Origin of the sequence: Dolomitihabitans soli (genome assembly GCF_022213955.1) — a bacterium.
In the GTDB taxonomy this organism is placed as follows: Bacteria; Actinomycetota; Actinomycetes; order Streptosporangiales; family Streptosporangiaceae; genus Streptosporangium_A; species Streptosporangium_A soli.
This window is the reverse complement of sequence record NZ_JAKNTW010000006.1, coordinates 215749-228622: the sequence shown is the minus strand read 5'-3', so window position 1 is coordinate 228622 and position 12874 is coordinate 215749. Positions and strand designations below refer to the sequence as shown.

At 68.8% G+C, this 12874-nt stretch carries 15 protein-coding genes; 12 read left to right on the top strand and 3 right to left on the bottom strand.

Annotation, left to right across the window (positions count from 1 at the left end; all coding sequences use genetic code 11):
- Window positions 1–141: 141 nt before the first annotated feature.
- The 3 genes from MBA17_RS14430 to MBA17_RS14420 are packed head-to-tail and all read left to right on the top strand — an operon-like array spanning window position 142 to window position 2748.
- Entirely contained in the window at window positions 142–2127 is a 1986-nt protein-coding gene (locus tag MBA17_RS14430) for a M3 family metallopeptidase (RefSeq protein WP_238496945.1), read from the top strand.
- 40 nt (window positions 2128–2167) lie between these two features.
- On the top strand, window positions 2168–2410 hold the full coding sequence (locus MBA17_RS14425; RefSeq protein ID WP_238496944.1) for a ribbon-helix-helix domain-containing protein: 243 nt from the start codon (window positions 2168–2170) through the stop codon (window positions 2408–2410).
- The gene (locus MBA17_RS14420; protein ID WP_238496943.1) at window positions 2404–2748 is read left to right on the top strand and encodes a type II toxin-antitoxin system PemK/MazF family toxin; all 345 of its coding nucleotides are present in this window, start codon (window positions 2404–2406) and stop codon (window positions 2746–2748) included. Before MBA17_RS14425 ends, MBA17_RS14420 begins: the two co-directional genes overlap by 7 nt.
- Window positions 2749–2787: 39 nt before the next feature.
- On the opposite strand, the gene gltX is transcribed toward MBA17_RS14420, so the two are convergent.
- Together gltX and MBA17_RS14410 are read right to left on the bottom strand one after the other, a co-directional pair.
- Window positions 2788–4113 carry a glutamate--tRNA ligase gene (gene gltX / locus MBA17_RS14415; protein WP_238497170.1) on the bottom strand — a complete coding sequence of 442 codons (1326 nt, stop codon included), beginning with the start codon at window positions 4111–4113 and terminating at the stop codon, window positions 2788–2790.
- A 28-nt stretch (window positions 4114–4141) separates the two neighbouring features.
- Window positions 4142–4918 (bottom strand): fumarylacetoacetate hydrolase family protein, encoded by a 777-nt coding sequence (locus MBA17_RS14410; protein ID WP_238496942.1) that lies wholly within the window; start codon window positions 4916–4918, stop codon window positions 4142–4144.
- Window positions 4919–5165: 247 nt separating this feature from the next.
- Here MBA17_RS14410 and MBA17_RS14405 point away from each other — a divergent pair, with 247 nt between their 5' ends.
- From MBA17_RS14405 to MBA17_RS14370, 8 genes are all read left to right on the top strand, one after another.
- Window positions 5166–5642, top strand: coding sequence for an Asp23/Gls24 family envelope stress response protein (locus MBA17_RS14405; RefSeq protein ID WP_455432764.1), 477 nt, complete (start codon window positions 5166–5168; stop codon window positions 5640–5642).
- Window positions 5639–6049 (top strand): Asp23/Gls24 family envelope stress response protein, encoded by a 411-nt coding sequence (locus MBA17_RS14400; RefSeq protein ID WP_238496941.1) that lies wholly within the window; start codon window positions 5639–5641, stop codon window positions 6047–6049. The genes MBA17_RS14405 and MBA17_RS14400 overlap by 4 nt, the downstream gene beginning before the upstream one ends.
- Window positions 6046–6234, top strand: coding sequence for a hypothetical protein (locus MBA17_RS14395; protein ID WP_238497179.1), 189 nt, complete (start codon window positions 6046–6048; stop codon window positions 6232–6234). Before MBA17_RS14400 ends, MBA17_RS14395 begins: the two co-directional genes overlap by 4 nt.
- Window positions 6231–6629 (top strand): Asp23/Gls24 family envelope stress response protein, encoded by a 399-nt coding sequence (locus MBA17_RS14390; protein WP_238496940.1) that lies wholly within the window; start codon window positions 6231–6233, stop codon window positions 6627–6629. The genes MBA17_RS14395 and MBA17_RS14390 overlap by 4 nt, the downstream gene beginning before the upstream one ends.
- Window positions 6626–7228 (top strand): DUF6286 domain-containing protein, encoded by a 603-nt coding sequence (locus MBA17_RS14385; protein WP_238496939.1) that lies wholly within the window; start codon window positions 6626–6628, stop codon window positions 7226–7228. The genes MBA17_RS14390 and MBA17_RS14385 overlap by 4 nt, the downstream gene beginning before the upstream one ends.
- Before the next feature lie 27 nt (window positions 7229–7255).
- Window positions 7256–7834 (top strand): alkaline shock response membrane anchor protein AmaP, encoded by a 579-nt coding sequence (locus MBA17_RS14380; protein ID WP_238496938.1) that lies wholly within the window; start codon window positions 7256–7258, stop codon window positions 7832–7834.
- 82 nt (window positions 7835–7916) lie between these two features.
- Window positions 7917–8282, top strand: a complete 366-nt coding sequence (locus MBA17_RS14375) for an antibiotic biosynthesis monooxygenase family protein (RefSeq protein WP_238496937.1) — start codon at window positions 7917–7919, stop codon at window positions 8280–8282.
- 125 nt (window positions 8283–8407) lie between these two features.
- Window positions 8408–10090: a heparinase II/III family protein gene (locus MBA17_RS14370; protein WP_238496936.1), complete on the top strand. Its 1683-nt coding sequence runs from the start codon at window positions 8408–8410 to the stop codon at window positions 10088–10090.
- A gap of 219 nt (window positions 10091–10309) precedes the next feature.
- Here MBA17_RS14370 and cimA read toward each other — a convergent pair whose 3' ends face one another.
- The gene (gene cimA, locus MBA17_RS14365; RefSeq protein ID WP_238496935.1) at window positions 10310–11887 is read right to left on the bottom strand and encodes a citramalate synthase; all 1578 of its coding nucleotides are present in this window, start codon (window positions 11885–11887) and stop codon (window positions 10310–10312) included.
- 365 nt (window positions 11888–12252) lie between these two features.
- On the opposite strand from cimA, the gene MBA17_RS14360 reads away from it, so the two are divergent.
- Entirely contained in the window at window positions 12253–12831 is a 579-nt protein-coding gene (locus tag MBA17_RS14360; protein ID WP_238496934.1) for a Uma2 family endonuclease, read from the top strand.
- The last annotated feature ends 43 nt before the right edge of the window (window positions 12832–12874 follow it).

The window sequence follows — 12874 nt, the reverse complement described above, 5'->3', positions numbered from 1 at the left end:
CCCGGATGGGGCTTGCTTGGCGACCTCCGAAAGAATAGCCCAGCTTGGGTGCCAAGACCAAAACGAATACCGACTTGGCGCGGATCTGCGAGTCAAGTAGGAAGGATGGGTCCCAGGACGCCCCGTGAGGAGACCCCGATCTTGGCCGTGAACCCGTTCTTCGCACCCAGCTCCCTCCCCTATCGCCTGCCCGCCTTCGCGGACATCGAGGAGGAGCACTACCTGCCGGCCTTCGAGCGAGGGATGCGCGACCACCTCGCCGAGGTCGAGAGCATCACCGCCGACCCGGAGCCGCCGACCTTCGAGAACACGGTCGCGGCCCTGGAGCGGTCGGGCAGGCTGCTCGACCGGGTCAGCGCCGTCTTCTTCAACAAGTCCTCCGCCGACAGCACTCCCAGGTTGCGGGAGATCCAGCAGGAGGTCACGCCGAAGCTCACCAAGCACAGCGACGCGATCCGTCTGAACGCCGAGTTGTTCGCCCGGTTGCGCACGTTGCCCCGCGAAGGCCTCGCCGACGACGAGGCGTGGCTGCTCGATCGCTACCTGATCGACTTCGTCCGCGCGGGGGCTGAGCTGGGCCCGGCGGACAAAGAGCGTCTCGTCGAGCTGAACGAGGAGCTGTCGCGGCTGGCGACCGCCTTCGAGCAGAACCTCCTGGCCGACACCAACGCCGCCGCCGTGGTGGTCGAGGACCCGGCGCTGCTGGACGGCATCTCCGTGGAGGCCGCGGCGGCGACGGCCGGATCCCGCGGTCTGGAGGGCGGCTACGCGCTCGCCCTGAGCCTGCCGACCGGCCAGCCGGCGCTCGCCGATCTCACCGACAGGGGAATGCGCGAGCGCCTGCACAAGGCGTCGGTCGGCCGGGGCGCCACGGTGAACGCCGAGATCGTGGTCCGCGCGGCCCGGCTCCGCGCCGAGCGGGCCAAGCTGCTCGGTTATGCCAACCACGCCGAGTACGTCGTGGCCGACCAGACCGCGCCGAGCACCGAGGCGGTGACGGAGATGCTCGCCAAGCTGGTCCCGCCGGCCGTGGCGAACGCCCGCGCCGAAGCCGACGATCTGCGCGCCGAGGCGGGTTTCGACCTTCAGCCGTGGGACTGGGCCTACTACGCGGCGAAGGTCCGCGCCGCCCGCTACGACCTCGACAGCACCCGGATGAAGCCCTACTTCGAGCTGGAACGCGTGCTGCGCGACGGCGTGTTCCACGCCGCGGGCGAACTGTACGGCGTGACCTTCACCGAGCGTCCCGACCTGCGGGGCTACCACCCGGACACGCGGGTCTTCGAGGTCGCCGACCATGACGGCTCGCCGCTGGGCCTCTTCCTCGGCGACTACTACGCCCGCGAGTCGAAGCGCGGTGGCGCCTGGATGAACAGCCTGGTCAGGCAGTCGGAACTGCTCGGCGAGAAGCCCGTCGTGGTGAACAACCTGAACATCGTCAAGCCGCCGGCCGGTGAGCCGACGCTGATGACGTTCGACGAGGTCACCACGATGTTCCACGAGTTCGGCCACGCCCTGCACGGCCTGTTCTCCGACGTCCGCTTCCCGCGCTTCTCGGGTACGGCGGTGCCGCGCGACTTCGTGGAGTATCCCTCGCAGGTGAACGAGATGTGGGCGGTCTGGCCGGAGATCCTCGCCAACTACGCCAAACACCACGAGACCGGCGAACCGATGCCCCAGGCCATGGTCGACCGGATGCTGGAGGCCGAGAAGTTCAACCAGGGCTACACCACCGTCGAGTATCTCGCGGCGACCCTGCTCGACTGGGCCTGGCACACCTTCGAGGAGCCGCCGGCCGACTGGGAGTCCTTCGAGCGGACGGCGCTGGCCGACGCCGGGGTCGACCTGCCGCTGGTCCCGCCGCGCTACCGCAGCACCTACTTCGCGCACATCTGGTCGGGCGGCTACAGCGCCGGCTACTACTCCTACATCTGGAGCGAGGTCCTCGACGCCGAGAGCGTGGAGTGGTTCAAGGAGAACGGCGGCCTGCGACGCGAGAACGGTGACAGGTTCCGCCGCGAACTCCTCGCCAGGGGCGGCAGCATCGACCCGATGACCGCGTTCCGCAACTTCCGCGGCCGCGACCCCCACATCGAGCCCCTCCTCGAACGCCGCGGCCTCGGCTGACCACGAGCGCACACGGGTATGACCGGGTTATACTTCTCGTATGAAAACCGCGATCTCCATACCTGACGAGACCTTCTCCAAGGTTGAGCAACAGGCTGCGGCACTCGGTATGAGCCGATCGGAGTTCTACACCCGTGCCGCACAGGAGTACCTCCAGCGCCTCGAACAGAAGACTCTGACCCGCCAGATCGATGCCGCTCTCGAACTGGCGGGGTACGACGACTCAGGGGCCGTCGCAGTGGAAGCCGGTCGCCGTGTCCTCTCAGCCGACGACGAATGGTGATCCGGCGAGGCGGCATCTACTGGGCCGACCTCGGGGAGGCAGCCGGAAGCCGACCGGCCAAGCGCCGCCCAGTGATCGTGATACAGGCCGGCTCTTACAACGCGAGCAGGCTTGCTACTGCGATAACGGCAGTGATCACTACGAACACCGGCCTCGCGGCCATGCCGGGGAACGTCTTTCTCCCCGCCCTGTCCACCGGTCTGAAACGAGACTCGGTCGTCAACGTGACCTCCCTGGTCACGGTCAACAAAAATGATCTCGATGGGCCCGTAGGCCAGGCTCCCGAAGCGCTGCTTCAGGACATCGACGCCGGACTGCGCCGGGTCCTGGGACTCTGAGTACGGCTCGCGCCGGGTGGTGGCGCGAGCCGTACGGGGTCAGAGTTTGGCGAGGGCCGTGCGGATACGGTCGATGGTGCGTTCGCGGCCGAGGACCTCGATCGACTCGAAGAGCGGCAGGCCGACGGTCCGGCCGGTGACGGCGACGCGGACGGGGGCCTGGGCCTTGCCGAGTTTGAGGCCGTGCTCGGTGCCGACCTCCTCCAGGGCGGTCTTGAGCGACTCGGGGTCGAAGGAGACGGTCTCCAGCCGGGCGAGGTAGCCGGTGAGGATCTCCTTCGGGGAGTTCTTCATCCCCTTGTCCCAGCTCGCCTGGTCGAACACCGGCTCGGGGAGGAAGAGGAAGTCGACGTTCGCGGTGATCTCCGAGAGCACCGCGACCCGGGTCTGCGCCAGCCCCGCGACCTTGGCGAACACCTCAAGGTCCCAGCTCGGGTCGAGGTACGACGCGCAGCGGGCGATGAACTCCTCCGGCGGCAACGCCCGGATGTACTCCCCGTTGAAGGCGCGCAGCTTCTTCTCGTCGAAGAAGGCGGAGGACGGGATGACGTCCTCCAGGCGGAACAGCGGCATCATCTCGGACCAGGGCATGATCTCCCGGTCGTCGCCGGGGCCCCAGCCGAGCAGCATCAGATAGTTGACCATCGCCTCGGCGAGGTAGCCCTCGTCGCGGTAGGACTCCAGGGCGACCTTGTCGCGACGCTTGGAGAGCTTCTTGCGCTGCTCGTTGACGATCACCGGCAGGTGCGCCCACACCGGCGGGGTGGCGCCCAGGGCCGGCCACAGGAGCTGCTGGCGGGCGGCGTTGGACAGGTGCTCCTCGCCGCGGATGACGTGCGTGATCGCCTGGGTGATGTCGTCGACGGCGTTGGCCAGGACGTAGAGCGGGGAGCCGTCGCCGCGCGCGATGACGAAGTCTTCCTGGGCGTCGTTGGGGAACTCCACCCGGCCCCTGACCACGTCGTCGACGACGACGACGCCCTCGTCGGGAGTGCGGAACCGGACCGCGCCCGCGCTGAGCCCGCGGTCGCGGCAGTGGCCGTCGTAGCCCTTGTGCTCGGAGCCGGTGCGGGCCTGGACCTGCTCACGGGTGCAGTCGCAGAAGTAGGCCTTGCCGTCGGCCAGCAGCTTGGCGACGGCCTCGCGGTGCTGCGGCTCGTTGGCCGACTGGAAGTAGGGGCCCTCGAAGACCGGGTTCTCGCCGTTGATGCCGATCCAGGCGAGCGCGGAGATGATGCCCTCGGTCCACTCCGGCCGGTTGCGCGCGGCGTCGGTGTCCTCGACGCGCAGGACGAAGCGGCCGCCCTCCCGCTCCGCGAGGGCCCAGTTGAACAGTGCGGAACGGGCGCCGCCGACATGGAACATGCCGGTGGGCGAGGGAGCGAAACGAACCCTAATCACGGGAGACCACCCGGTTTGTGAGAGTGCCGATTCCTTCGATGCCGACGCCGACCTCGTCGCCGACGGCCAGCGGCCCGACCCCGGCGGGGGTGCCGGTGAGGATCACGTCGCCGGGGATCAGTGTCATGACCGCGCTCACGTAGGCGACCAGCGCGGGGATGTCGTGCAGGAGTTGCGAGGTGCGGGCGCTCTGCCGGATGTCGCCGTTGACCGTAGTGGTGATCGCCAGGTCGGCGGGGTCGAGCTCGGTCTGGATCCACGGGCCGAGCGGGCAGAAGGTGTCGAACCCCTTGGCCCTGGTCCACTGGCCGTCCTTGGCCTGCAGGTCGCGGGCGGTCACGTCGTTGGCGCAGGTGTAGCCGAAGATGACCTCGCTCGCCCGCTGAGCGGGCACCTCCCGGCACAGGCGGCCGATCACCACGGCCAGCTCGCCCTCGAAGTCGACCCGCTGCGACAGCTTCTCGGGGTAGGCGATCGCCTCGCCGGGCCCGATCACCGAGGTGGACGGCTTGCTGAAGATGACGGGCTCGGCCGGCGGCTCACCGCCCATCTCCCGGGCGTGCTCGGCGTAGTTCTTGCCGATGGCGACGATCTTGCTGGGAAGCATGGGCGCGACCAGCCTGACCTCGGCGAGCGGAAACCGCTCCCCGGTGAACTGGATCGTGCCGAAGGGATGCCCCGAGACCGCGGAGACGAACTCCTCGCCCTGGTCCCCCTCGACCACCCCGAACGTCACGCCCTCGCCGGTCGAGAACCTCGCTATGCGCACTGGTGACTGCCTTACGAAAGTCGGATGTCGTACGGCACGAGCCTACTGAGGTGCGGACGTGCTCGCAGACGGGCGCGGCGGGCAATGACCGGTCATCCCGAGGGAAAAAGCCCATCAAGTCCTGATTATGCCTATGACCTGGGGTATTACCGCTGTACATCGCTTTTTAGGACGACATGTCCGGAAGTAGGGCTGATGGCCAGGTGACCGCCGCGCGCGCCGGTCGCCGACGGGGGAAGGAATCAACGTGTCCGACACCATGCATCAGGGAACCGCGGTACCCCGCGCCCGAACGCAGGAAGGCGGCAAGCCACTCGCCTCCGGCAAGGGAATCACCACCATCGGCGACAGCGTGGTCGCGAAGATCGCGGCGCTCGCCGCGCGCGAGGTCTCCGGCGTCCACGAGATGGGCAGCGGGGGCGCCCGTGCGCTCGGCACCATGCGCGGGATGGTGGGCGCCGGGAAGGGCACCACGCAGGGCGTGTCCGTCGAAGTGGGCGAACGGCAGGCGGCCGTCGACATCGACCTCGTGGTCGACTACGGGGTCGGCATCCCCGACCTGGCCGCCGGCGTACGGCGCAATGTGATCTCGGCCGTGGAGCGGATGTGCGGCCTGGAGGTGACCGAGGTCAACATCAGGGTGGACGACGTCCACCTGCCCGGTGACGACCAACAGGACAAACAGGAGAAGCAGAGCAGACAGGAAGAGCCGCGAGTCCAGTGAGCGAAGTCGCCCACACCGGGGCCCACACCGGGGCTCACACCGAGGCTCACACCGAGCCGGACCAGTCCCAGCCCCAGGACCGATCCCAGGACCGATCCCAGGACCTGGTCCAAGCCGTGGTGAAGGCGGTGGAGGGCTGCCCGGATGTCGCCAGGCTGTCCCCGGGCCCCTTCGGCGCGGTCGCGACCTACCTGCCCGGGATCAGGATCTCGGGCGTGGCCGTGCGCGACGACGAGGTGGAGATCGCCATCGTCGCCCGCCACGGACGGCCGCTCCCGGCGATCGCCGACCAGGTACGGCAGGCCGTCGGCCCGCTCCTGGAGGGGCGACCGGTGAACGTGACGATCGACGACGTGGTGACAGACGTGGCGACTGAAGAGGCGACTGAAGAGAGAGGTCGACAATGAACTCCTTTCCGCTGTGGCCGATCGTCGGCCTGACCGTGGGCATGGTGCTCGGCATCGTCGGCGCGTTCGGCGGGCTGGGCGCGTTCCTGCTGGTCCTCGTGCTGGGGGCGGTCGGCCTGCTGGTCGGGCGCATCCTTGAGGGCGGGACGATCGACCTGTCCCAGTTCGCGATGAGACGTCGATGAGCGTCCCACCCGAGCGGCGTGGCAGGACCCACATCCCGGAGAACGTCGTCTCGAAGATCGCGACCCGGGCGGCCCAGGAGGTCGGCGGGGTGGTCGAGGTACGCCGTCGCGGCCCGGTGCCACGGGGCAGGGCCGCCGACGCGACCGTCCACGGCGGGCTCGCCTCGTTGCGGCTGGACGTGTCGGTGGCCTACCCGGTCCCGATCCGAAGCGTCGCCGACCAGCTCCGCCGCCATGTCGCCACCCGCGTGCACCAGATGACCGGGCTGGCCATCGGCCACGTCGACATCGACGTGGCCGCCCTGGTCCCCGGCGCGCGCCCGGCGCCCGGCCCTGAACCGGCGGCCGGGACCGTCGACGAGACGGCCGACACGCGACCGGAGGTGCCGGCATGACCACCACGGGCGCCCACCGCGTCGCCACGCCGACCCTGCCGGGGTCCGGCGGCGCGAACCGCGCGGCGGCCCGCGCCTTCCGCCCCCGGCGGTCCTGGCCCGCGGTCATCGCCGCCGTCGCCCTCCTCGTCGTCGGCCTCGTCGTCGCACTGGAGATCATCTCGGCGCTGCTGCAGAATCCCGCGCGGCTGCTGCCGTACGACAGCGTCCAGGGCTGGGCCAACGCGACCCGGTGGAACGACACCGGCGTGATCGTCACCGCCGCCGTCGTGACCGCGCTCGGCCTGCTCCTGCTCCTGATCGCGCTGATCCCCGGCCGGCCCAGGTACGTGCCGCTGCTGACCGGTGACCGCGACCTCATCATCGGGCTGCGGCGCCGTAGCTTCGCCCGTGCCCTGTCCCACGCGGCCGAAGGGGTCGACGGCGTGAGCGGCGCGAGGACCCGGGTGCACGGCAACCACGTCCACGTCACCGCCACGACCCCGCTGCACGAGACCGGCGGCCTGGACGACGCGATACGGCAGGCGGTGTCCTCCAAGCTCACCTCGCTGGCGCCCGCGAGTTCGCCGCACCTGTCGGTCTCCCTGCGCAACAAGTAGCCGAGACGAGCAGAGGAAGCAGACATCATGGAGCGAAAGACCGCACGTGGAAACCGGCTGGGCCTGGCGTTGCTCGGCCTGCTGCTGTTCGTCGTCGGCGGACTCTCGCTCGCCAGAGCCCTGGGCGCCTTCGGCCGGCTCGCGTCGATGGAGCGCGTCGTCGGACTCAGGGAGATCGTCTTCTTCGCCCGCAACCCGTGGATGTGGTGGGTGCTCGCCGCCCTCGGCCTGATCGCCGCGATCCTCGGCCTGCGCTGGCTGCTCGCCCAGGCCCGCAACGACACCGTGCGCGGCCTCCGCCTCTCCGAGGACGCCACCGGGATCACCGAGGTCGAGTCCGGCGGCGTCGCCGAGGCCCTCGAAGCCGACCTCACCGGGCACCCGTCCATCCTGCGCGCCCAGGCCGCCCTCACCGGCACCAGAACCGAGCCGGCCGTACGGCTCCGCCTGGTCGCCGACGAGGCCGCGACGATCGACACCCTCCGCGACCACCTCTCCACCCAGGCCATCCCCCGGATGCGCCAAGCCCTCGAAGTCGACCGCCTGCCCGCCCTCGTCCAGCTCACCTTGCGGGAGTCCGGCAGCCGGCCACGCCAGATCCACTGATCGGGCACGACACGCCGAGCGAGCGCCCCGTGGTGACCGTAGGGTGATCGTGGTCGATCACTCATCGCTACGAGGAGTCCCCATGGCTTCGGTCGTGAAGATCAACGTTTTGACGGTCCCGCCGGAGATGCGCGAGGAGCTCGAACGCCGGTTCGCCGGCCGTGCGGGCATGGTGGAGTCCTCCGACGGCTTCGAGTGGTTCGAGCTGCTGCGGCCGGTCGACGACTCCGGCCGCTACCTCGTCTACACCCGCTGGCGCAGCGAGGCCGACTTCGAGCGCTGGCAGAGCAGCCAGGCCTTCCAGGAGGGCCACGCCAAGGCGGCCCAGGGACACGGTCAAGGACACGGCCACGGGCAGGGGCATGGGCACGGGCAGGGGCCGGCGTCCTCGGCGGCGGAGCTGTGGGCCTTCGAGGTGGTCGAGAGCGCCGGGCCCAAGCAGCCCTGAGGTCGCTTCGGCCCAGCTGTGAGACTGATAACGATGTGGCTTTGGCGACGCCTGTGACTTGACCGGACATATGGGATTCGGAAAGCATGATCCGCCCCCCTTGTCCGGCCAGGAAGGAAACTGGCGTGCTCCGCCGCAGCCATGCCCTCGGTCTCTCCCTCATGCTCCTGCTGACCTGTGGCGGAGTGGTGAACGCCGCGCAGGCCGCGGTCGTGAAACGTACCTCGGAATGCCAGGGTGACTGGTTGCCCGCCACTCCGACCTCGGACGACGTCATGAACGGCGAGCTCTCCTTCCTCGGGTTGCCGCCCGCGAAGGTCGGCAAGAACGTCAACTGGCGCTGGAGCCCGTACCGCAACCGCTCCTGGGACATGGTGTTCCACTCGCTGCGGTGGATGGGCAGGCTCGTCGCCGACTACGAGACGAACGGCAAGGAGGCCTACCTCGCCAGGGCCAAGGAGATCGCCAAGGACTGGGTGGCGGACAACCCGCGCGGGAGCAGGAACACCAGCCCGTACGCCTGGGCGGAGCACCCGATCGCGCTCCGCGCCCCCGCGCTGGTGTGCCTGAGCAAGCACGTCAAGGAGAGCTGGCTGACCCAGAGCCTGGCCGAGCACGCCAGAATGCTGGCCGACCCGAGGCTGTACGAGAAGGGCCACAACCACGGGATCGACCAGGACATCGCACTGCTGGGCATCGGATGCAGGTACAAGCGGCCCGAATGGTCCAATCTGGCGATCAAGCGGCTGACCGAGACCGTCAGGCTCGACGTCGACTCCCAGGGCGCGCTGCGCGAACAGGCCCCCCGGTATGCGATCTACGTCCACCAGCGGCTCAAGGTCGCGATGGACAACATCAAGTCGTGCGACCGCAAGGTGCCTTCGACGATCTCCAAGCGATGGGCGTCGCTGGAGTCGTTCATCACGCACTCCACCCAGCCGAACGGGCAGATGGTCCCGATCGGCGACGGCGGCGCCGACGTACGGCCCGCCGGCTACGAGCACCCGAAGCAGACGGTGAAGGTGTTCGGCGGGGCGGGATACATCTACGGGCGTACGGCGTGGGACAAACCGGAGTCGGCCTACTACTCGATCAGGTTCGGCCCCGGGATGAAGTACCACGGGCACGAGGACCACATGGGCGTCACCTACTACGCCCATGGCCGTGACGTGCTGGTCGACGTGGGTTTCCACTCCTACGAGAACACGCCCTACCGCCGCTGGACGATGTCGCCGCAGGCCCACAACGTGCCGGTGGTGGCGGGCGCCGCCTTCCGCGGGCAGACGGTCACCAAGCTGGAGAAGTCGTCGGCGAGCAAGAACCGGCAGAGCTACCGGCTCACCGACAAGGCGTACGGCGTGAGCCGTACCAGGTCGGTTCTCGTCAACCACGGCGAGGACCTGATGGCGGTGCTCGACTGGGCGCCGGGCAGCTCCCGGATCAGCAACCTCTGGCACCTCGACCACAAGCTGACGGCGTCCAATCCGAAGGGCGGCAGGGTCGCCCTCAAGGACAAGTCCGGCTGGAAGGCCACGCTCATCCAGCTCGCACTGCCCTCGTGCGACCCGGTCAGCGGGCTGAAGGTCGTCAGGGGAGCCAGCAGCCCCTTCCAGGGCTGGGTCTCCCCGGCCTACCTGCGCAAGGAGGCCGCGCCCGCGGTGCTCTCCCCCGCCTCGGCCGACCCGCTGCTCACCATCGTGGTGCCGGGGACCGGCGACCCGAAGGTCAAGTGCGGCGGCGGCAAGGTCACGGTGGAGACCTCGGACGGCCCGGTGACGTTCCGGGCCACCGCGTCCGGCCTGGCCTGACCTCGTTCGGTGGCTCCGGCAGGGGCCACCGAAGGCGCCCTTCGTACGGCCCGGCAGGGACCGCCGGGCCGTAACTACAGGCCCCGGACGTGGTGGACTCCGCCCGACGGGCTACCTTTCACGCTGGTCGCGGATGGCCGCACCCCGCGAACGATCGGCCGCACCCCCTGCGAACGACCCGGTCTCGTGGGCCCGCCTGATGTCGCGGCCCCCTGACGGCTACTCGACCTCGCGGCCCGCGCGGAGCAGGCCGTAGGTCACGGCCTCCTCCAGGGCCTGCCAGGAAGCCTCGATGATGTTCTCGCCGACGCCCACGGTCGCCCACTCGGCGGAGGCGTCGCTGGACGTGATCAGCACCCGCGTTATCGCGTCGGTGCCGTGCGTGCCCTCGAGGATGCGCACCTTGAAGTCGACGAGCTCCAGACCGGCCAGCTCGGGGTAGAGCTTCTCCAGCGCCGACCGCACCGCCCGGTCCAGGGCGTTGACCGGGCCGTTGCCCTCGCCGGTCGCGACGATCCGCTCGCCCTTGGCGTGCAGCTTGACCGTGGCCTCGCTCACCACCTCGCCGGTGGGGAGACGCTCGACGATGGTCCGCCACGACTCCACCGTGAAGTGGCGCTTGCGCTCGCCGCTCAGCGTGTCGCGGAGCAGCAGTTCGAAGGAGGCGTCGGCGGCCTCGAAGGTGTAGCCCTTCGACTCCAGGTCCTTGACCCTGTCCACCAGCTCGCGGGACTCCGTGGCGTTCAGCTCGTAGCCCAGCTCGCGGCCCTTGAGCTCCACGGAGGCGCGCCCGGCCATGTCGGAGACGAGCATGCGCATGTCGTTGCCGACCTCGGCGGGGTCGATGTGCTGGTACAGGTTGGGATCGACCTTGATCGCGCTGGCGTGCAGCCCGGCCTTGTGCGCGAAGGCGGACACGCCGACGTAGGGCTGGTGGGAGTTCGGGGTGACGTTGGTGACCTCGGTGATCGCGTGCGCGATCCGGGTCATGTCGGCGAGCGACTCCTGGGGAACCAGCTCGAAGCCGCGCTTGAGCTGGAGGTTCGCCATGACCGTGAACAGGTTGGCGTTGCCCGAGCGCTCGCCGTACCCGTTCGCGCAGCCCTGCACGTGCGTCGCGCCGGCCTTGACGGCGGCGAGCGTGTTGGCGACGGCGCAGCCGGTGTCGTCGTGGCAGTGGATGCCGACCCTGGCGCTGGTCCTGGCCACCGCCTGCACCACCTCGGCCAGCTCGTCGGGCAGCATCCCGCCGTTGGTGTCGCACAGGGCGATCACGTCGGCCCCGGCCTCGGCCGCCGTCCTGACGACCTCCAGAGCGTAGGCTGGGTTGGACTTGTAGCCGTCGAAGAAGTGCTCGGCGTCGAGGAAGACTCGCTGGCCCTCCGCACGAAGGTGCGAAACCGTGTCGCGGATCATCGCGAGGTTTTCCTGGAGAGTCGTGCGAAGGGCCAGCTCCACGTGCCGGTCGTGACTCTTGGCGACAAGGGTCACGACCGGCGCGCCGGATTCGCGCAGTGCGGCCACCAACGGGTCGTCGGCTGCCTTCCCCCCGGCCCGGCGGGTCGCGCCGAACGCGGTGAGCTGCGCGTGCTTCAGGTCGAGCTCTGTTTGAGCCCGCCGGAAGAATTCGGTGTCCTTGGGATTGGCGCCCGGCCAGCCACCTTCGATGAAGCCGACTCCCAGGCCGTCAAGGTGCCGCGCCACGAGGAGCTTGTCGGCGACGGTGAGGTTGAGGCCCTCCTGCTGCGCTCCGTCGCGCAGAGTGGTGTCGTACACATGGAAGCTGTCGTCAGCCATGGTGTCGTCTCCCTAACGGTCTTCGGGTCAGTCGCCGCGCGCCCAAACAAAAAGACCCCTCACGGACGTGAGAGGTCTGCGCGCCGGCGTGGTCCTTTAAGTGCCGGCGCGCCTGCTGATAATGAGCAGACCGTTCAACATGGTGTCTGTAGTCTGCCACACGCACCCACCATCTGGCACATCGATCTCAGAATCCGAGACCTCGGCGCGTGTCTCCGCCCTCTGCACAAGGAGGGGCCACGATCGCGCCGTACTTCACCAACGGCGACTTTCTCGAACTCCTGTGCGGGACCGCCTGTCGGTGACTACTTTGAGTATCGCACCGAACACGTGGTGCCTGGTCATCCGGAGGAGATGATGGAAACATGGTCAAGGTGCTGGACCGACCTATGCAGGAGACGTTTCAGTCAGACACGGACCAGATCTATCGGCGTACCTGCGATCTGTTCCCGGATAGCCGAGTCGAGGTCATCAACGGGCGGGTCGTGGTCGGCGAAATGACCACCGGCGATCACAGCAGCCTAGTGTTCCGCCTCCTCGCCCAGCTCCTCCCCACGGTGACGCAGCAGGGGTGGGAGATCTGGCAGGGAATCATCCTGTTCCTCGGCCCTCAAATGGATCGTTACATCCCCGATCTGACCGTGGTGCCGGAAAAGCCGAGAATGTGGGGGTCCGATCACGTCTACGCGGACGGGATCTGCCTTGCGGTGGAGGTCGTCTCAAAGAGCAGCTCACACGATGATCACGTCATCAAACCGCGGAACTGCGCTACGGCCAACGTGCCTCTCCTCCTGGTGGTGGATCAGTTCCAGGGCACGGCCAAGCTCTTCAGATACCCAAGCGAAGACGGTTACGCACACGTGACAGAGGTCCGCTTGGGCGGTGCGCTTCGACTTCCGGAGCCGTGGGACCTCACCATCGACACCGGCAAGCTCATCGGTTGAGCCGAATCAGGACGGCCCGGACCGAATGGGCCGGGCCGTCCGA